Source organism: Thiomicrorhabdus sp. 6S3-12, from assembly GCF_017571475.1.
Taxonomy (GTDB): domain Bacteria; phylum Pseudomonadota; class Gammaproteobacteria; order Thiomicrospirales; family Thiomicrospiraceae; genus Thiomicrorhabdus.
In genome coordinates, this window is record NZ_JAGETW010000018.1 from 1 (window position 1) to 398 (window position 398).

2 tRNA genes are annotated in these 398 nt (G+C 45.7%); both read right to left on the bottom strand.

The window, feature by feature from the left end:
- Nucleotides 1-19: 19 nt before the first annotated feature.
- A tRNA-Glu gene (locus tag J3999_RS11820) sits at nucleotides 20-95 on the bottom strand.
- A gap of 213 nt (nucleotides 96-308) precedes the next feature.
- Nucleotides 309-384, bottom strand: a tRNA-Gly gene (locus tag J3999_RS11825).
- Nucleotides 385-398: the final 14 nt, after the last annotated feature.

Here is a 398-nt window from a genome sequence, read left to right on the forward strand (position 1 = left end):
CAGCTGAGCTATTCCCGCATGGCGTCCCGTAGGGGAGTCGAACCCCTGTTACAGCCGTGAAAGGGCCGTGTCCTAGGCCTCTAGACGAACGGGACTTTTTTATCTTTTCTGCGGTTGTTTTTCCTAATCTTTTTGTCTGTTTTCGCTCGAGTACCCTTTTGTACACTCATGAAAACTTCCGCAATCTTAGAAAGAATTCCTAACAGAAAATTCTAAAAAAGCATCTCAATTATTGAGACTACTTGTATGCCTGCTTTCACAGGACTTTAATTGGATGAGTTGAAATAATCTCTTCATCCAATAAAATTTGGAGCGGGAAACGAGGTTCGAACTCGCGACCTCAACCTTGGCAAGGTTGCGCTCTACCAGCTGAGCTATTCCCGCATGGCGTCCCGTAG